The sequence below is a fragment of the Streptococcus sp. HMSC065E03 genome (genome assembly GCF_001815045.1).
Lineage (GTDB): Bacteria > Bacillota > Bacilli > Lactobacillales > Streptococcaceae > Streptococcus > Streptococcus parasanguinis_AD.
In genome coordinates this window covers 313,847-331,211 of record NZ_KV818853.1, presented here as the reverse complement: position 1 = coordinate 331,211, position 17,365 = coordinate 313,847, and the positions used below count along the sequence as shown (strand labels likewise).

Genomic DNA, 17,365 nt, shown 5'->3' with positions numbered 1-17,365 from the left:
AGAGGCTAGGACTTTTGTCCCAGCCTCTTTTAGTCGGTTTTATTAGTAATTTGATGGAAAATCTTTTGCCACGTTTCATGGCGACGCCAGAGACTGGTATGGATTTGACCATCTAGTTCATAGCGTATGAGTTTGGTTTTTTGGCTGATGGATTCCAGTTCAAAGTTTTGCAATTGAACTTGGTCGCTTGCGAGAGCCTCTAATAATTCTGCCTTGTTGTGTTCGTGACCGGTATCGTCAATCAAGGTATAATTATCCGCTAGCAATGTATCAAACTCTTGCTTAGCATAGAGGCGTTTTTCATAGGTTAAGAGTTTCTTTTCAACGTTTTCGATCAGCTCATCTTCAGGAATTGAGCTAGGTTCCACATGGACGTCAATGTCAAAGACTCCAAATTCTTCTTTTAGGAGATTCTCGACTTCTTCTGTGATCGCATGGCTTTCATAGACGGAAAGATCGGGATTCATCTCCAAGACAACGTCCAGATAGATATTGCTTCCGTAGGTCCGTCCGCGTTGGTATTTCACACGCGCAATCTTAGGGAGTTTTAAAATAGCTTTTTCGTAATCTTCGAGGAGACTATCGTCAAAGCCATCTGAAAGACTAAAGGAAGATTCCATAAAAATATCGTAGGCTGTTTTGAGGATAAAGAAGGTGATGATGATGGCTACGATTTTATCGACAATTGGATAGTTAAAAGCACTAGCAGCGATCGCGATCGACGTTCCAAGAGAAGTGACGACGTCTGAAAGATTGTCTTTTGCGGCAGCTTTTAAGGCTTTTGATTTGGCCCGTTTTGCTAAGCGAAGATTGTAGAAATAAACGCCTAGCATGACAAGGGCTGAAACCACTCCGACACCAGCACCGAGTGGATCAATGCTAACTGTTTCATTGCTGAAGATCTTTTGGAGGGTATCGCGTAAGACATCAAAACCAACATAAAACATAATGATGGAGGTGACTAGGCTTGCTAGATCCTCAATTTTCCAGTGACCAAATTTGTGATCGCGGTCAGCAGGTTGGCGAGCGAGACGAATCCCGATGAGCAGGGCAGCATTGCTGATGATATCAGATAAGTTGTTAAATCCATCGGCTACCAAACTGGATGAATGAAGTAGATGGCCGGTAGCCAATTTTACTGAAGAGAGCAATAAATAGGCTAGAATACTAATGATAGCGCCACGTTCGGCCAGTTTTAAGTTACTGTATGGTTTATCCAAAATATCCTCCTAGACCTCGGATGAAATCCTGTTTTCTTTAAGCTACTATTATATCGTTTTTGGAAGGGAAATTCAAATGAGTCCTTTTTTAAAAGAAGCTAGGCAGGTTTTTGTGGTATAATAGAACGATTGAATGAATGAGGAGTATGAGATGAATCCTTTATTGAATGGTATGAATGATCGCCAAGCAGAGGCGGTCCAAACGACAGAAGGTCCCCTCTTGATCATGGCGGGGGCTGGTTCTGGTAAGACACGTGTCTTGACCCACCGCATCGCTTACTTGATCGATGAAAAAATGGTCAATCCTTGGAATATTTTGGCCATTACCTTTACCAATAAAGCCGCTCGGGAGATGAAGGAGCGGGCTTATCAATTGAATCCAGCCACCCAAGATTGCTTGATTGCCACCTTCCACTCCATGTGTGTGCGCATCCTTCGCCGAGATGCGGATCACATTGGCTACAATCGTAACTTTACCATTGTCGATCCAGGTGAGCAACGGACCTTGATGAAGCGGATCTTGAAGTCCTTAAATTTGGATCCTAAGAAATGGAATGAACGGACCATCTTGGGGACTATTTCCAATGCTAAAAATGACCTGATCGATGAAGTGGCCTATGCTGCACAAGCGGGAGATATGTATACTCAGATCGTCGCCAAGTGTTATGAGGCTTACCAAAAGGAACTCCGGCAGTCAGAAGCGGTAGACTTTGATGATTTGATCATGCTGACCTTACGTCTTTTTGATCAGCATCCAGATGTGCTGACCTATTACCAGCAGAAGTTCCAATACATCCACGTAGACGAGTATCAAGATACCAACCATGCCCAATACCAGTTGGTCAAACTCTTGGCTTCACGTTTTAAAAATATCTGTGTCGTTGGGGATGCGGACCAGTCTATTTATGGCTGGCGGGGAGCAGATATGCAGAATATCCTGGACTTTGAGAAGGATTATAAGGAAGCTAAGGTCGTCCTCCTAGAAGAGAATTACCGCTCGACTAAGACGATTTTGCAAGCAGCCAATGATGTCATCAAAAACAATCGCCACCGCCGTCCGAAGAATCTCTGGACACAAAATGAAGACGGGGAAGAAATTGTCTATTATCGGGCTAATGATGAGCAGGATGAAGCTGTCTTTGTTGCTAAAACGATTGAAGAGCTTAGTCGCGAAGCTGGCTACAAACACCGTGATTTTGCAGTTCTCTACCGGACCAATGCCCAATCACGGACCATTGAAGAAGCGCTACTCAAGTCCAACATTCCTTACACCATGGTAGGGGGCACCAAGTTCTACAGCCGGAAGGAAATTCGGGATGTCATTGCTTATCTGAACTTGATTGCCAACCTCAGTGACAATATCAGTTTTGAGCGCATTATCAATGAACCCAAGAGGGGAATCGGGCCAGGTACAGTGGATAAGATTCGTGACTTTGCCCAACTGCAAGAGTCTTCACTCCTGGATGCTTCAGCCAATATCATGCTCTCAGGCATTAAAGGAAAGGCAGCTCAATCCATCTGGGACTTTGCCAATCTCATTCTTGATTTGAGAGAAAGATTGGACCAGCTGACCATTACAGAGTTGGTCGAAGAAGTCCTTGACAAGACGGGCTATATGACGGCCCTAACCAATCAGGGAAATTTGGAAAGTCAGGCTCGCATCGAGAATATCCAAGAGTTCTTGTCTGTTACCAAGAATTTTGATGAAAATGGAGAGACCGTCGAAGACGAATCAGGTGTGGAAACCTTGAGTCGTTTCTTGAACGATTTGGCTTTGATTGCTGATACAGATGATGGGGCGCAAGAAACTTCAGAAGTCACCTTGATGACCCTTCACGCGGCTAAAGGATTGGAGTTTCCAGTCGTCTTCTTGATTGGGATGGAAGAAAATGTCTTTCCTCTTAGTCGTGCGGCTGAGGATCCAGATGAGTTAGAAGAAGAACGTCGTCTGGCTTATGTAGGTATTACACGGGCAGAGAAGGTTCTCTTCTTGACCAATGCCAACTCACGTTTGCTCTTTGGACGGACTAGCTACAACAGGCCAACGCGTTTCATCAATGAAATTAGCTCGGATTTATTGTCCTACCAAGGATTAGCTCGTCCAGCCAACACTAGCTTTAAGGCTTCTTATAGCAATGGAGGCGGAACGACCTTTGGAAAAGGGATGAGCCTGTCACAAGCCCTTCAAGAGCGCAAGAGACAAGCAGCTCCAAGTACTCTCACGTCATCAAGCCTCCCCTTTGGCAATAGCAACCGTTCTAGCGCCAAAGAGAGCGTCGCTTGGTCCATTGGCGACATTGCCATTCACAAGAAGTGGGGTGAAGGAACCGTGCTTGAAGTATCTGGTAGTGGTAGTACCCAAGAACTCAAGATCAACTTCCCAGAAGTGGGGCTCAAAAAACTCTTGGCCAGTGTTGCTCCGATTGAAAAGAAATAAACTGAAACCAGTAAGCTTAGCTTGCTGGTTTTGATTTTACAGGTGGCATGATATAATATACTAAGAATAGAGAAAGAGGCATGCTATGAACGAAATCAAGTGCCCCAACTGTGGGGAAGTCTTTACAGTCAACGAAAGTCAATACAGCGAACTCTTGTCACAGGTACGGACAGCTGAGTTTGACAAGGAAATTCATGAGCGGATTCGGCAAGAGTTGGCTTTAGCTGAGCAAAAGGCCCTTAATGAACAGCAAGAGAAGTTAGCAAAGAAGGACCAAGAAATTGCCCAGTTACAGAACCAGATTCAACAGTTTGATACCGAAAAAGAATTGGCCAAAAAAGAGGTGGAGCAAACGGCTAGCCAAAGCCTGCTAGAGAAAGAAAAAGAAGTGCAAGCACTGGAAAATCAGTTGGCCACCTTGCGCTTGGAGCATGAGAATCAACTGCAAAAAACACTGTCTGATCTAGAGAAAGAAAGAGATCAGGTCAAAAATCAGCTCCTATTACAAGAAAAAGAAAACGAGCTTTCTCTGACTTCTGTTAAGCAAAACTATGAGGCTCAGCTAAAGGCGGCCAATGAACAGGTCGAGTTCTACAAGAATTTTAAGGCCCAACAATCAACCAAGGCCATCGGGGAAAGTCTGGAGCAGTATGCGGAAAGTGAATTCAACAAGGTTCGCAGTTTTGCCTTTCCAAATGCCTATTTTGAAAAGGACAACAAGGTCTCTGCGCGTGGGTCTAAAGGCGACTTTATCTTCCGCGAGTGCGATGAAAATGGGGTGGAGATTATCTCCATCATGTTTGAGATGAAGAATGAAGCCGACGGGACAGAGAAGAAGCATAAGAATGCCGATTTCTACAAGGAATTGGACAAGGACCGTCGAGAAAAGAACTGTGAGTATGCGGTTTTAGTGACCATGCTTGAAGCAGATAACGACTACTTTAACACAGGGATTGTCGATGTCAGCCACGAGTATGAGAAGATGTATGTCGTCCGTCCTCAGTTCTTTATCCAGATCATTGGGCTCCTGCGTAATGCGGCCCTTAATTCCCTTAAATACAAGCAGGAATTGGCGCTTGTCCGTGAACAAAATATTGATATTACCCACTTTGAAGAGGACCTAGATGCCTTTAAAGTAGCCTTTGCTAAGAACTACAATTCGGCTTCTGTCAACTTTGGCAAGGCTATCGATGAAATCGACAAAGCCATCAAGCGGATGGAAGAAGTCAAGAAATTCCTCACCACATCAGAAAACCAACTTCGCCTCGCTAACAACAAGTTGGATGATGTTTCCGTTAAAAAATTGACTCGGAAAAATCCAACCATGAAAGCTAAGTTTGATGCTCTGAAAGGAGAATAATCTTTGTATTCAGCTAAGAACGCTACCTTGTCCATGAATGGGAAAACCATGGACTATGTGACATTTGGAAAAGGAAAGGACGCTCTAGTAATTATACCAGGCTTGGGGGATGGGTTACAGACCGTTAAAGGAAAGGCACAGCTCTTTTCTCTCTCGTATCGTCTACTTGCTAAGCGATATAAGATCTATGTTTTTTCTCGAATCAATGAGTTGAGACAGGGCTATACGACGCGGGATATGGCAGCAGATGTAGCAGAAGCAATGGAGACACTAAACCTAGATACCGCTTATGTTATGGGGATTTCACAAGGTGGAATGATTGCCCAATGGTTGGTGGCGGATTTCCCTGAAAAGGTACAAAAGATCATTTTAGCTGTGACCACTGCAAAACCTAGTCAACTTCCTAGAGAACGAATTGAGCATTGGCAAAAACTTAGTCAATCTGGAAATTTTAAGCATCTCATGCTGGATATTGCAAAGCATTCCTATACGCAAAAGAGCTATCAAAAGTGGCGGTTGCTTTATAATATTATGGGTCGCTTGGGGCGAATCAAAGATGAAAATAGAATAGCCATTCAGTCTCAGTCTTGCCTGGAACATAATAGCCGTGAGGTCTTAAAGGAAATTCAGTGTCCAACCTTTGTCCTTGGTGCGCTTGAAGATGATGTGATTGGTGTGGACGGATCCAAGGAACTGGCAAAAGCGATTTCGGATTGTCAACTCCTCATTCTTAAGCATTCTGGGCATGCTCTTTATGAAGAAAATAAAGCATTTCAAGAGGCTGTCTGTGGATTCTTAAACTAAAAAACGCTGGAAAAATTTCCAGCGTTTTTATTTAAATCGCAAAGAGATCGTTTAGGTTTTCTGCCATGGTTGGGTGGGTAAAGATTTGTTTTGCGATGTAAGTATAAGGGATCTTGTTGTCCATCGCCATGGTAATCAGGTTGATGATTTCGCCTGCAGCTTCTCCAAAGAGCGTCACTCCAAGAATTTCTTTGGTTTCTGGGTTAACCACGGCTTTGAAGGCACCTCGAAGGTCTGCATTGACGTGTCCGCGTGGCATAGCAGCAACTGGCAATTCTTTAACAGCAACTGGAAGTTCTTTGTCACGTGCTTCTTGCTCGGTCAAGCCGACTTGGGCAAGTGGAGGAGCAATAAAGAGTGTTGTCGCATAATTTCTACGAGTTTCGAGATTGTAGCTACCATCGCCTGTGAGGTAGTTGAAGACAATGCGGAAGTCATCGAGTGACATGTAGGTGAATTGAGGGCCACCATTGACATCTCCAACTGCAAAGACACCAGGGACGCTGGTTTCCAAATAACGGTTGACTTGGATCGCTCCACGATCAGTGACTTGGATGTCTGTGTTTTCAAGACCAAGTCCAGCTGTGTTTGGCTTACGACCTGTTGCGTAGAGAAGGATATCGAACTCAAAGTCTCCCTTATCTGTGACAACCGTTAAGCTGTTTTGGCCATCTTTGATTTCTTGGGTATGAATGCCTTGCAAGAATTGAATACCGTCTTCTTCAAGGTAGCCTTTTGCAAGAGCTGCAATACTTGGCTCGATCCGTGGCAAGAATGTTTCAGAAGCATCCAATACCGTTACTTGGCTGCCCAAGGTATTATAGAGATGAGCAAATTCCAATCCGATTGGTCCACCACCAAGGACACCCAAGCGTTTAGGTAGGTTTTCCAAACGTTGAATGCCGGTTGAATCCACGGCAAATTTACTTTCAGCCAAACCTGGAATCGGAAGGACATTTGGCACAGCACCAGTATTAATAATAATGGTTTCAGCTGTCAATTCTTCCTTTTCATCTCCAGCTTGAATTTCGATGACTTTGTTAGAAACGAAACGAGCCGTCGCGTCGATAATGTCTACACCAGTTCCAGCAATGGTTGCGTAGTTCTTGCCATTGAGACGAGTAGTGACTGCATTTTTCTCATTCATGGCTTGCTCAAAATCCAAGCCTTTTTCTGCTGCAACAATCAAGGTCTTGGTTGGAATACAAGCGATATTGATACAAGTACCACCGTACATAGATTTGCTCTTTTCAATTAGAGCAACTTTTTTTCCTTGGCTTGATAATTTCGCTGCAAGTGTTTTACCAGCTTTACCAAATCCAATCACAATAACATCATACATTAACATATGTTACACCTTCTTTCGCTTTCTATTGTATCAAACCCATTTTAAAAAGTCTGAAATCTGCTACGGGATTTTTTAGGAGCTCATGGGAAGGGGGGAAAGAGGGACAAGAAGTCTCGTTTCGTGGTATAATAAGAGGTCGGTGACCCGGATGGTCACACATGAGTTAGAAAGAGCAATTCAAATGGACGGAATTATCAATGTAAGAAAAGAAGCAGGCATGACTTCGCATGATGTGGTCTTTAAACTGCGGAAAATCTTAGGCACCAAGAAGATTGGCCATGGAGGAACTTTGGATCCGGATGTGGTCGGGGTGCTTCCGATTGCCGTAGGAAAAGCGACCCGTATGGTCGAATTTATGCAAGATGAGGGTAAAATCTACGAGGGAGAAATCACTTTGGGATTTTCTACCACGACGGAAGATGCCAGTGGGGAAATCGTTGAGCGTACTCCAGTGGAAGCACCTTTAGATGCAGCAGAGGTAGACCACATGATTGCCCAGATGGTGGGAGAGATCGAGCAGGTACCCCCCATGTATTCAGCGGTCAAGGTCAATGGGCGTAAGCTCTATGAATATGCGCGTGCAGGTGAAGAAGTGGAACGGCCTGTCCGGCAGGTAACCATTTATGACTTTACGCGCACCAGTGAGATCGGCTATGAGGCAGGACTAGCCCGTTTTCGCTTCCGGGTTAAATGCAGCAAGGGGACTTATATCCGGACCTTGTCGGTGGATTTGGGTCAAAAGTTGGGTTACGCCGCCCACATGTCCCACTTAACACGAACCAGTGCTGCAGGTTTGTCACTGGATGATGCCCTGACCCTGGAAGAGCTTGCTGAAAAAGTAGCGAAAGGAGATTTGAGCTTCCTTCATCCTCTTGAAATTGGGACAGGAGATCTAGAAAAAGTGGAGCTGACAGCAGAAGAGGTTGGCGAAGTCCAAGTAGGACGCTTTATTCCAGTTGAGAGTGACTCCAAAGAGTTAGCTGCTTTTTACCAAGGAAAATTGGTAGCCATTTTAGAAAAAAGAGAAGAACTTTACAAACCTCGAAAAGTCTTTCTCACAGAAAGTGTGTTACAATAAATTCATGAATATTCGTACGATTACTACTGCTAACCAGATCCATTTGGAGAATGAGACAGTTTTGGTTCTGGGCTACTTTGATGGCCTGCATCTGGGGCATCAAGAACTCTTTAAAAAGGCGCGTCAGATAGCGGATGAAAAAGGCTTGAAGGTCGCTTTGTTAACCTTCCCTGAATCTCCTAAGTTAGCCTTTGTTCGCTACCAACCAGAATTACTGCTTCATTTGCAGAGTCCTGAGGATCGGTTCCAAAAATTAAACGAACTAGGAGTGGATGAGCTCTTCCTCATTGATTTTACGACCGATTTTGCTTCTAAAACCGCCAAAGAATTTGTTGATCAATTTGTCAAAGCCTTGAGGGCCCGAGTTTTAATTGCTGGATTTGATTATAGTTTTGGCTCTGATAAGAAAACGGCCTCTGACTTAGCTGCTTATTTTGATGGTCAAGTGGAAGTCATTTCTCCTGTATTGGATCAGGGTGAAAAGATTAGTTCGACCCGCATTCGTCAAGCTATCCTAGAAGGACGCGTCCAAGAAGCTGCCCGTCTACTTGGTCACCCTTTATCCAGTCGAGGAATCGTTGTGCATGGGGATGCGCGTGGCCGCACCATTGGCTATCCTACTGCCAATTTAGCGCCGATTGACCGGACCTATTTACCATCAGATGGGGTTTATGTAGTTGATGTCGATTTTAAAGGGCAGACCTACCGTGGGATGGCTTCTGTTGGGAAAAATGTCACCTTTGATGGAAAAGAGCTTCGTTTCGAAGTCAATCTCTTTGATTTTACAGGAGATATCTACGGTCATACCCTGACCATTCATTGGTTAGATAAGATTCGAGAAATGGTCAAATTCGATGGGATCGATCAACTAGTGGCGCAACTAGAAGAAGATGAAGCAGTTTCACGAAACTGGACAAAGGGGCTGGGACAAAAGTCCTAGCCTCTCAATTGTTTTTGGATGTCGAGCAAGACGCAGTGGTTGAGTGGGCTCTACTACGCTCATTTCATCAGCTTTTACAGCCCTACTCAACTGTGCGGATGTGGGACGATGAAATCGAATTCTAACGAATTACCGATTTCTGTCCCACTCTCTTTTTTCGAGCCTCTTCTTGGGAAAAATGAAAGGGATTTCTTTTTTCCACTGAAATTCAGAAAAATCGTCGAGAAATCAAAAAAGCGCTTTTCAAGCACCTATTTTTTTTGTATAATAGAGTCAGATAGTTATATATAGAAAAAGAAGTGAACCACATGATTACATTATTTTTATCACCGAGTTGTACATCATGTCGAAAAGCTCGGGCTTGGTTAAAAAAGCACGATGTTCCATTTAAAGAACACAATATTATGACAAGTCCTTTGAGCAAACAGGAGTTGACAAGTATATTGGCCTTGACCGAAAACGGAACAGACGACATTATTTCAACTCGTTCAAAAATTTTTCAAAAATTGGATGTTGATGTTGAAGATTTATCCATCTCGGCCTTGATCCATCTGATTGAGGAAAATCCTAGTCTCTTGCGGAGACCGATTATTTTAGATAACAAACGCATGCAGATTGGCTTTAACGAAGATGAAATTCGGGCCTTCTTGCCACGGAGTTATCGCAAACAAGAGTTACGCTCTGCCACTCTAAGAGCAGAAATAAACTAAGAAGTATGTCGAATGCAAAAAAATTATAGTTACCCACTGGACTTATCGTGGAGCACTGAAGAGCTTGCTTCAGTGCTTTCTTTTTTCAATAAAGTTGAAGAAGCCTATGAAAGTAAGGTAGAGGCCAAAGAATACATGGAAGCCTACCGCGCTTTTAAGAAGGTCGTGCCTAGTATCGGAGAAGAAAAGCGTCTCGGACGGGAGTTTGAAGAAGTGAGCGGTTATTCTCTCTATCGTGCGACCCAGGCTGCAAAGCAAAAAGAGGAAGGATGGTTTTCTCTTGAAGAATAAATTAGAGTTTGCCAAACAAATCGTTTTAGAGGCTGGAGACTACTTGCGTCTTCATCTCCATGATGACTTGATGATCTCAAAAAAGACTGGGCCGACAGATTTAGTCACCCAGATGGACCAACAGGTTCAAAAGGATTTGGTTGAAAAAATCACACATCGCTACCCAGAAGATCGGATTTTTGCGGAGGAAGATGGCCTTCGCTCACCGATTTCAGAAGGATCCGTTTGGGTGATTGATCCTATTGATGGGACCAATAATTTTGTGACCCAAAAGGAAGATTTTGCGGTGATGGTGGCCTATTTTGAAGACGGAATTGGTCAGTTTGGCCTGATCTACGATGTGATGAGGGATCACCTTTTTTACGGGGGTGGAGAATTCCCTGTTTATCGCAATGAGGTTGAACTGACGCCCTTTGTGGACCAACCTCTGGAAAACTTTTTGATTGCTTCAAATGTCGGCATGCTTGAGAAAAATGACTGGGGCATGGCCGATCTTGGTATAGATTCCCTGGGCATTCGGGTCTACGGAAGTGCCGGTATTAGTTTTTCAAAAATTCTCTCAGGTGGCATTCTAGCCTATTTTAGCTATATCTGGCCCTGGGATTATGCCGCAGCTGCGATCATGGGGGAACAGTTGGGCTATACCGTTTTAAATCTAAATGGAGATAAACCTAATTACCAGTCAGTGGAACCCATTATGATGGTTCCAAAAGTGAAGTTAACAGAAATTCAAACCTATCTTAAGAAAGGGAGAAGTTAAATGAATTTTCCCAATGGTTTTAAAGAAAAATACCAGCATCTTCTAGGTGAGGATGCTGCTGCTTTTTTTGCGACCTTTGAGCAAGAAGCAGTATCGGCCTTTCGGACTAATCCTTTGAAAGAAACTCAAAAAGCATTTGATGATCCGATTCCCAATACCCCTTGGGGACATTATGGAAAGGTCTCAGGAAAATCCATCGAGCACGCAACGGGCTTGGTCTATTCGCAAGAGCCAGCAGCTCAGATAGTGGCCCAAGTCGCCCAGCCTAAGCCAGGAATGAAGGTCTTAGACTTGGCCGCAGCTCCTGGTGGAAAGACCACCCAGCTCTTGTCTTATTTGGACAATCAGGGACTCTTGGTCTCCAATGAAATCCACAAGGGTCGTTCGAAAATTCTTGTAGAGAATGTAGAACGCTTTGGTGCGCGAAATGTGCTGGTGACCAATGAGTCTGCCGATCGTCTGGCCAAAGTTTTCTCAGGCTTTTTTGATCTGATTGTACTGGACGCCCCTTGTTCAGGTGAGGGGATGTTCCGTAAGCAACCAGATGCCATGGACTATTGGTCCATCGATTATCCTCGAGAGTGTAGTCTTCTTCAAAGAGAAATTCTAGAGGATGCTCTCAAGATGTTGGTTCCAGGTGGTTCCTTGGTTTATTCAACCTGTACCTGGGCTCCTGAGGAAAATGAAGAGATCGTATCCTGGCTCTTAGATAATTTTGATCTAGAACTGGAAACGATCGAGAAGATCAATGGTATGGCAGAAGGCATTGACCATCCAGAAACGGCGCGCATGTATCCTCATCTCTTTAAAGGGGAGGGACAATTTGTTGCTAAGTTCTGTTATCTAGGAGAGAATCGTCCTGCCAAAATCCCTTCCAAAAAGGACCAATTATCTGCGGAGCAAAAGAAATGGTGGCAGGAGTTTGCTAAGAAACATTTGAAGATCACTCTAGAAGGTGTCCTCGAAACCTTTGGTGACGAACTCTACTTGGTTCCACTTGGTTTACCAGATTTGCGCAAAGTAAAAATCGCCCGAAATGGCTTGCACCTAGGGACCTTCAAGAAAAATAGATTTGAACCTAGTTTTGCCCTTGGCCTTGCTCTGAAACCGAGTGAAGTCAAAGAGACTGTTTCGATCACGCCTGAGGACTTTGTTCATTATGTGGCGGGAGAGACGGTTCAATTGAGGGAAACGCATCCAAATGGATGGTCCCAGGTCCTTGTTGAAGGCAATGGTTTGGGCTTTGCCAAAGTGACCGGACAGACCCTGAAAAATTTCTATCCAAAGGGGCTTCGTTTTAGGTAAAATGCTGGGCAAAGAACCCGTTCTATGATATAGTGGAAGTACAGGTTTTTTGAAAAAAACTTGTCAAAATCATAAGTGAAATAGTGAAATATCAAGGAGACATGATTTGAAAAAGTCTAAAAAGCTGATCCTAGGACTAGCGACGATCGCATTAGCAGGAAGTTTATCTGCTTGTGCTTCTTGGATCAATCGCGGAGAATCCATCACTGCTGTCGGATCGACTGCCTTACAACCCTTGGTTGAAGGAGTAGTAGATCGCTACATTGAAGAACATCCTGGTAAGATTGTAAATGTTCAAGGAGGAGGTTCTGGTACAGGACTTTCACAAGTTCAATCAGGCGCTGTGGACATCGGAAATAGTGACCTTTTTGCGGAGGAAAAATCTGGGATTGATGCCTCTAGTCTGGTCGACCATCAGGTAGCCGTAGCAGGGACAGCCATCATTGCCAATAAAAATATCTCAATCGATAATTTGACAACAGAGCAATTGCGAAAGATCTTTACGGGTGAATATACCAACTGGAAGCAATTGGGAGGTCCAGATCTTGAAATCACGATTGTGAACCGAGCGGTTGGTTCTGGTAGCCGTGCTGTCTTTGATGCCATCATCATGGATGGCAAACAACCCAAGCAGGCCCAAGAGCAAGACTCTAATGGAATGGTGAAAAACATCGTTTCTCAAACGCCAGGAGCCATCTCTTATCTGGCCTTTACCTACTTGGATAGCAGTGTCAAAACCATGAAGCTCAATGGTTATCAACCAACCAAAGCCAATGTCGTCAACAATAACTGGCCCATCTGGTCTTACGAACATATGTATACCAAGGGAAAACCCAATGAGTTGTCTAAAAAATTCATTGACTACATGATGACGGATGAGGTTCAGCAAAAAGTTGTTGGCAAGATGGGCTATATTCCAATCAATGATATGAAAGTCACCCGTGATTTAAAAGGGAATGTGACAAAAAAATAAAAGAATTAGGTAAAAAATGAACGAAGTAGCAAAAAAAATGCTGACGAAATCAAAAAACTCCCGCCTAGAAAAATTTGGGAAAACCATTACCTTTCTATGTATGAGTTTGATTGTTGTCGTCGTTGCCATGATTTTGATTTTCGTGGCCCAAAAAGGTTTATCGACTTTCTTTGTCAATAAAGTCAATATCTTTAGTTTTCTATTTGGGAGTACTTGGAATCCTGCTGCAAAGGAATTCGGAGCCCTACCAATGATTCTAGGTTCCTTTATTGTAACCTTGCTTTCTGCCCTCTTGGCAACGCCGTTTGCCATTGGTGCAGCAGTTTTCATGACAGAAGTCTCACCCAAAGGAGCTCGTTTCTTGCAACCAGCCATTGAGCTCTTAGTAGGGATTCCTTCAGTTGTTTACGGATTCATTGGCCTTCAAGTGGTCGTCCCATTTACGCGTAGTCTCTTTGGAGGGACTGGTTTTGGGATTCTCTCAGGGGTCTTTGTCCTCTTTGTTATGATCTTGCCAACTGTTACCTTCATGACGACCGATAGCTTACGAGCTGTGCCCCGTCATTATCGGGAAGCTAGTATGGCCATGGGTGCGACACGCTGGCAAACCATTTGGCATGTCACGCTCAAGGCAGCCCGCTCTGGAATCTTTACAGCGGTTGTCTTTGGAATGGCGCGTGCCTTCGGGGAAGCCTTGGCTATCCAGATGGTGGTCGGAAACTCGGCAGTGGTCCCAACCTCGCTCACAACACCAGCTTCCACCCTCACCTCTATTTTGACGATGGGAATCGGAAATACCGTCATGGGTACGGTCAATAACAATGTTCTTTGGTCACTCGCCTTGGTATTGCTCCTCATGAGTCTTGCCTTTAACAGTGTGATTAAACTGATTACGAAAGAAAGAGGTAAGAAGAACTATGCACGCTAAACGAATGGATAAAATTGCGACAGGAGTGCTGTATGCTATTTCCGGGATCATCGTTGCGATTCTTGCCTCATTGATCCTTTATATCTTGGTCCGTGGCTTGCCCCATGTATCTTGGCACTTCTTGACTGGGAAATCTTCTTCTTACCAAGCAGGAGGAGGGATCGGAATTCAATTGTATAATTCCTTCTTTCTCTTAGTCATTACCTTGGTGATTTCCTTCCCACTTTCTCTTGGAGCTGGGATTTACCTCTCTGAGTACGCTAAAAAAGGTCGCTTGACCAATTTGGTTCGTACCTGTATTGAGATCTTGTCTTCTTTGCCATCTGTTGTTGTAGGTCTCTTTGGTTACCTGGTCTTCGTTGTCCAGTTCAAATATGGATTTTCGATCATTTCAGGGGCCTTGGCCTTGACCGTCTTTAACCTGCCACAGATGACCCGCAATATCGAAGATAGCTTGCAGCATGTCCACCATACGCAGCGCGAAGCAGGTCTAGCACTGGGCTTGTCTCGCTGGGAAACTGTGATCCATGTCGTGGTACCAGAAGCTCTTCCAAGTATTATCACTGGGGTTGTCTTGGCCTCAGGACGGATCTTTGGGGAAGCTGCTGCCTTGATCTATACTGCAGGTCAATCGGCTCCAGCCCTTGATTGGTCAAACTGGAATATCTTTAGTGTGACCAGTCCAATTTCGATCTTCCGTCAGGCTGAAACCTTGGCTGTCCATATCTGGAAGGTCAACAGTGAAGGAACCATTCCAGATTCGATCGAAGTCTCAGCCGGTTCTGCCGCCGTTCTTTTGATCTTTATCTTGATCTTTAACTTTGGAGCGCGCAAACTCGGAACTTACCTCCATAAAAAACTAACATCTGCTTAAAGGAGAAGAAATGTCAAAATACAATTGGGATGAGAGACACATCATTACTTTTCCTGAAGAAAAGGTAGTCCTATCGACCAAAGATTTACATGTCTATTATGGAACGAACGAGTCCATTAAAGGCGTCGACATGCAGTTTGAAAAGAATAAGATTACAGCCTTGATCGGTCCGTCAGGATCTGGAAAATCAACCTACCTTCGTAGTTTGAACCGGATGAATGATACCATCGATATTGCGCGTGTTACGGGTGAAATTTGGTATGAAGGAATCGATGTCAATCGTCCGGATATCAATGTTTATGAAATGCGCAAGCACATTGGGATGGTTTTCCAACGGCCCAATCCTTTTGCCAAATCGATTTACAAAAACATCACCTTCCCGCATGAACGTGCTGGGGTGAAAGACAAGAAGATCTTGGACGAATTGGTCGAAACTTCTTTGAAACAGGCGGCTCTATGGGATCAGGTTAAGGATGATCTTCATAAATCAGCCCTGACACTTTCAGGTGGGCAACAGCAACGACTTTGTATCGCGCGGGCTATCTCTGTGAAGCCAGATATCTTACTCATGGATGAGCCAGCATCAGCGCTTGATCCGATCGCGACAGCGCAATTAGAAGAAACCATGCTCGAGTTGAAGAAAGATTATACCATTGTCATCGTGACCCACAGCATGCAACAAGCAGCCCGTGCTAGTGATTATACTGGTTTCTTCTACCTTGGAAACCTCATTGAGTACGATAAGACTTCGAATATTTTCCAAAATGCGAAATTGCAATCGACCAACGATTATGTATCTGGTCACTTTGGATAAAGTAAAATGACAACAAAAAGGAAAATAGAATGACAGAACCAATTTTACAAGTCAAGGACTTGTCGGTTTATTACAATAAAAAGAAGGCTCTAAATAGCGTCTCCTTGGACTTTGCTCCAAAAGAGATTACAGCCTTGATTGGTCCTTCAGGATCAGGGAAATCTACCCTTTTAAAAGCCATTAACCGCATGGGTGACCTCAACCATGAGGTCACCACCACAGGAACCATCCTCTACAATGGACATAATATCTATGGACCACGGACCGATACGGTCGAATTGCGTAAGGAAATCGGAATGGTCTTCCAACAGCCCAATCCTTTTCCAATGTCCATTTACGATAATGTGACCTATGGATTGATGATTAATGGTGTCAAGGACAAGGCTGTCTTGGATGAAGCAGTTGAAACCTCTTTGAAACGCGCGTCCATCTGGGATGAGGTCAAGGATCGCCTGCATGATTCAGCGATCGGACTTTCCGGTGGTCAGCAACAACGGGTCTGTGTGGCGCGGGTCCTTGCGACCAGTCCAAAGATTATTCTTTTGGATGAACCAACTTCAGCGCTGGACCCGATTTCAGCTGGTAAGATTGAAGAAACCTTATATGGACTAAAAGACCGCTACACCATGCTCTTGGTGACACGCTCCATGCAGCAAGCAAGTCGGATTTCCGATAAAACAGCCTTTTTCTTGGATGGCGATTTGATTGAGTACAATGACACCAATGAAATGTTCTTGAACCCAGCTAAGAAAGAAACAGAAGACTATGTCTCTGGTAAATTTGGATAGGAAGAAAATAAAATGTTACGAGTTCAATTTGAAGAAGATTTAGAGAAGTTGCATAACCAGTTTTATGCAATGGGAAATGAAGTGTTGAGTCAGATCAACCGTACGGTCCGCGCTTTCGTTACCCATGACCGTGAATTGGCCCGCCAAGTTATCGAAGATGATGCGGAGATCAACGACTACGAAGTGAAGTTAGAGCGCAAATCCTTTGAGATTATTGCCCTTCAACAGCCCGTTTCACAAGACCTTCGTGTCGTGATGACTGTCTTAAAAGCGGTCTCTGACTTAGAGCGGATGGGTGACCACGCAGTATCAATTGCCAAGGCAACCATTCGCATGAAAGGGGAAGTCCGTATTCAATCTGTTGAGGAAGAGATCAGCAAGATGGGCCGTGAAGTCAAAGATTTTGTCGAAGCGACACTAGATGTTTACCTCAAAGGCGATGTGGATTTGGCCTATGAAGTTGCGACACGAGACGAAGTCATCAACCATTACTTCGATAGCATCCAAGAATTAGCAACAGAAGAAATTCGGAAAAATCCAGAGTCCATCGTGACTGGACGGGATTATTTCCAAGTGATCAACTTCTTGGAACGTATCGGAGATTATGCAAAAAACATCTGTGAGTGGGTGGTTTACTTCGAAACAGGTAAAATTATCGAAATGTAAGATCATAAAGTCTTTTCGATATCAGACAGGCATTGTCATGCTTGTCTTTTCTTTTATCTTAACTTTGTG

The 17,365-nt window shown here is 44.1% G+C and carries 17 protein-coding genes; 15 read left to right on the top strand and 2 right to left on the bottom strand.

The genetic code is table 11. The features are described 5' to 3' along the window. Nucleotides 1–29: 29 nt before the first annotated feature. Nucleotides 30–1,220: a cation diffusion facilitator family transporter gene (locus tag HMPREF3002_RS08300; RefSeq protein WP_023917747.1), complete on the bottom strand. Its 1,191-nt coding sequence runs from the start codon at nucleotides 1,218–1,220 to the stop codon at nucleotides 30–32. A 151-nt stretch (nucleotides 1,221–1,371) separates the two neighbouring features. Between HMPREF3002_RS08300 and pcrA the strand changes: the two genes are divergently transcribed. The 3 genes from pcrA (at nucleotide 1,372) to HMPREF3002_RS08285 (ending at nucleotide 5,821) form a co-directional block, all read left to right on the top strand. Continuing rightward, complete coding sequence (pcrA, locus tag HMPREF3002_RS08295) at nucleotides 1,372–3,657, top strand: DNA helicase PcrA (RefSeq protein ID WP_023917749.1); 2,286 nt, start codon at nucleotides 1,372–1,374, stop codon at nucleotides 3,655–3,657. A gap of 85 nt (nucleotides 3,658–3,742) precedes the next feature. Next, nucleotides 3,743–5,017 carry a DUF2130 domain-containing protein gene (locus tag HMPREF3002_RS08290; protein ID WP_023917750.1) on the top strand — a complete coding sequence of 425 codons (1,275 nt, stop codon included), beginning with the start codon at nucleotides 3,743–3,745 and terminating at the stop codon, nucleotides 5,015–5,017. 33 nt (nucleotides 5,018–5,050) lie between these two features. Further along, entirely contained in the window at nucleotides 5,051–5,821 is a 771-nt protein-coding gene (locus HMPREF3002_RS08285; protein ID WP_173018785.1) for an alpha/beta fold hydrolase, read from the top strand. Nucleotides 5,822–5,852: 31 nt separating this feature from the next. Here the strand turns inward: HMPREF3002_RS08285 and HMPREF3002_RS08280 are convergent, their stop codons facing one another. Next, nucleotides 5,853–7,169, bottom strand: coding sequence for an FAD-containing oxidoreductase (locus tag HMPREF3002_RS08280; RefSeq protein WP_023917755.1), 1,317 nt, complete (start codon nucleotides 7,167–7,169; stop codon nucleotides 5,853–5,855). A 181-nt stretch (nucleotides 7,170–7,350) separates the two neighbouring features. Between HMPREF3002_RS08280 and truB the strand changes: the two genes are divergently transcribed. From truB to phoU, 12 genes are all read left to right on the top strand, one after another. Then, complete coding sequence (gene truB, locus HMPREF3002_RS08275; protein ID WP_141754501.1) at nucleotides 7,351–8,247, top strand: tRNA pseudouridine(55) synthase TruB; 897 nt, start codon at nucleotides 7,351–7,353, stop codon at nucleotides 8,245–8,247. A gap of 4 nt (nucleotides 8,248–8,251) precedes the next feature. Beyond that, on the top strand, nucleotides 8,252–9,187 hold the full coding sequence (locus HMPREF3002_RS08270) for a bifunctional riboflavin kinase/FAD synthetase (RefSeq protein ID WP_070666139.1): 936 nt from the start codon (nucleotides 8,252–8,254) through the stop codon (nucleotides 9,185–9,187). A gap of 308 nt (nucleotides 9,188–9,495) precedes the next feature. Continuing rightward, nucleotides 9,496–9,897 (top strand): Spx/MgsR family RNA polymerase-binding regulatory protein, encoded by a 402-nt coding sequence (locus HMPREF3002_RS08265; protein ID WP_009732658.1) that lies wholly within the window; start codon nucleotides 9,496–9,498, stop codon nucleotides 9,895–9,897. A 12-nt stretch (nucleotides 9,898–9,909) separates the two neighbouring features. Further along, nucleotides 9,910–10,188 carry a UPF0223 family protein gene (locus tag HMPREF3002_RS08260; RefSeq protein WP_003003480.1) on the top strand — a complete coding sequence of 93 codons (279 nt, stop codon included), beginning with the start codon at nucleotides 9,910–9,912 and terminating at the stop codon, nucleotides 10,186–10,188. Continuing rightward, on the top strand, nucleotides 10,178–10,948 hold the full coding sequence (locus tag HMPREF3002_RS08255; RefSeq protein WP_070666136.1) for an inositol monophosphatase family protein: 771 nt from the start codon (nucleotides 10,178–10,180) through the stop codon (nucleotides 10,946–10,948). The genes HMPREF3002_RS08260 and HMPREF3002_RS08255 overlap by 11 nt, the downstream gene beginning before the upstream one ends. After that, a complete protein-coding gene (locus tag HMPREF3002_RS08250) occupies nucleotides 10,949–12,253 on the top strand; it encodes an RsmF rRNA methyltransferase first C-terminal domain-containing protein (protein ID WP_070666133.1) in 1,305 nt (434 codons plus the stop codon). Between the two features lie 106 nt (nucleotides 12,254–12,359). Further along, nucleotides 12,360–13,226 (top strand): phosphate ABC transporter substrate-binding protein PstS family protein, encoded by an 867-nt coding sequence (locus HMPREF3002_RS08245; RefSeq protein WP_003017442.1) that lies wholly within the window; start codon nucleotides 12,360–12,362, stop codon nucleotides 13,224–13,226. 16 nt (nucleotides 13,227–13,242) lie between these two features. Then, entirely contained in the window at nucleotides 13,243–14,154 is a 912-nt protein-coding gene (gene pstC, locus HMPREF3002_RS08240) for a phosphate ABC transporter permease subunit PstC (protein ID WP_003003307.1), read from the top strand. Continuing rightward, nucleotides 14,144–15,028 carry a phosphate ABC transporter permease PstA gene (pstA, locus tag HMPREF3002_RS08235; protein WP_070666130.1) on the top strand — a complete coding sequence of 295 codons (885 nt, stop codon included), beginning with the start codon at nucleotides 14,144–14,146 and terminating at the stop codon, nucleotides 15,026–15,028. Before pstC ends, pstA begins: the two co-directional genes overlap by 11 nt. Nucleotides 15,029–15,038: 10 nt before the next feature. Further along, nucleotides 15,039–15,842 carry a phosphate ABC transporter ATP-binding protein PstB gene (pstB, locus tag HMPREF3002_RS08230; protein WP_003006600.1) on the top strand — a complete coding sequence of 268 codons (804 nt, stop codon included), beginning with the start codon at nucleotides 15,039–15,041 and terminating at the stop codon, nucleotides 15,840–15,842. A gap of 29 nt (nucleotides 15,843–15,871) precedes the next feature. Then, nucleotides 15,872–16,630 carry a phosphate ABC transporter ATP-binding protein PstB gene (gene pstB, locus HMPREF3002_RS08225; protein WP_003003393.1) on the top strand — a complete coding sequence of 253 codons (759 nt, stop codon included), beginning with the start codon at nucleotides 15,872–15,874 and terminating at the stop codon, nucleotides 16,628–16,630. A gap of 12 nt (nucleotides 16,631–16,642) precedes the next feature. Further along, complete coding sequence (gene phoU, locus HMPREF3002_RS08220; protein WP_003003266.1) at nucleotides 16,643–17,296, top strand: phosphate signaling complex protein PhoU; 654 nt, start codon at nucleotides 16,643–16,645, stop codon at nucleotides 17,294–17,296. Nucleotides 17,297–17,365 lie beyond the last annotated feature (69 nt).

What these genes read in the sequence shown, in the direction of transcription:
- HMPREF3002_RS08265 (WP_009732658.1), top strand. Translation starts at nt 9,496, where the DNA reads ATGATTACATTATTTTTATCACCGAGTTGTACATCATGTCGAAAAGCT.
- pstB (WP_003006600.1), top strand. Translation starts at nt 15,039, where the DNA reads ATGTCAAAATACAATTGGGATGAGAGACACATCATTACTTTTCCTGAA.
- pstC (WP_003003307.1), top strand. Translation starts at nt 13,243, where the DNA reads ATGAACGAAGTAGCAAAAAAAATGCTGACGAAATCAAAAAACTCCCGC.
- HMPREF3002_RS08290 (WP_023917750.1), top strand. Translation starts at nt 3,743, where the DNA reads ATGAACGAAATCAAGTGCCCCAACTGTGGGGAAGTCTTTACAGTCAAC.
- HMPREF3002_RS08250 (WP_070666133.1), top strand. Translation starts at nt 10,949, where the DNA reads ATGAATTTTCCCAATGGTTTTAAAGAAAAATACCAGCATCTTCTAGGT.
- HMPREF3002_RS08280 (WP_023917755.1), bottom strand. Translation starts at nt 7,169, where the DNA reads ATGTTAATGTATGATGTTATTGTGATTGGATTTGGTAAAGCTGGTAAA.
- HMPREF3002_RS08285 (WP_173018785.1), top strand. Translation starts at nt 5,051, where the DNA reads ATGAATGGGAAAACCATGGACTATGTGACATTTGGAAAAGGAAAGGAC.
- truB (WP_141754501.1), top strand. Translation starts at nt 7,351, where the DNA reads ATGGACGGAATTATCAATGTAAGAAAAGAAGCAGGCATGACTTCGCAT.
- HMPREF3002_RS08270 (WP_070666139.1), top strand. Translation starts at nt 8,252, where the DNA reads ATGAATATTCGTACGATTACTACTGCTAACCAGATCCATTTGGAGAAT.
- pstB (WP_003003393.1), top strand. Translation starts at nt 15,872, where the DNA reads ATGACAGAACCAATTTTACAAGTCAAGGACTTGTCGGTTTATTACAAT.
- pstA (WP_070666130.1), top strand. Translation starts at nt 14,144, where the DNA reads ATGCACGCTAAACGAATGGATAAAATTGCGACAGGAGTGCTGTATGCT.
- phoU (WP_003003266.1), top strand. Translation starts at nt 16,643, where the DNA reads ATGTTACGAGTTCAATTTGAAGAAGATTTAGAGAAGTTGCATAACCAG.
- pcrA (WP_023917749.1), top strand. Translation starts at nt 1,372, where the DNA reads ATGAATCCTTTATTGAATGGTATGAATGATCGCCAAGCAGAGGCGGTC.
- HMPREF3002_RS08260 (WP_003003480.1), top strand. Translation starts at nt 9,910, where the DNA reads ATGCAAAAAAATTATAGTTACCCACTGGACTTATCGTGGAGCACTGAA.